This window comes from Aquimarina megaterium XH134, assembly GCF_000520975.1.
In the GTDB taxonomy this organism is placed as follows: Bacteria; Bacteroidota; Bacteroidia; order Flavobacteriales; family Flavobacteriaceae; genus Aquimarina; species Aquimarina megaterium.
This window is the reverse complement of the sequence record NZ_JACB01000165.1, coordinates 1-336: the sequence shown is the minus strand read 5'-3', so window position 1 is coordinate 336 and position 336 is coordinate 1. Positions and strand designations below refer to the sequence as shown.

Below are 336 nucleotides of genomic sequence, written 5' to 3'. Positions count from 1 at the left end.
AAAAGTGTATCAGACGAATATATCGGTAGAGTACAATTAGGAACAATTGATAATTCTTCTACGGGTTCTACAGGAGGATATGGAGATTACACTTCGGTATCTACTACATTATCTAAAGGAGCTTCTAATACCATTACCATTACCCCAACCTGGTCAGGAACCGTATATTCTGAAGGATATAGCGTGTGGATAGATTATAACCAGGATGGAGATTTTGCTGATGCAGACGAGCAGGTATGGAGTAAAGCTGCTTCAAAAGATACACCAGTAAGTGGTAGTTTTACAATCCCATCTAGCGCCAAAAACGGGAATACCAGAATGAGAGTATCTATGAAA

Annotated in this window: 1 protein-coding gene; it reads left to right on the top strand. The window is 39.3% G+C overall.

The features are described 5' to 3' along the window. Window positions 1-336 (top strand): GEVED domain-containing protein (locus tag Z053_RS29685; protein ID WP_035097388.1); only part of this gene is annotated, 336 nt, incomplete at both ends.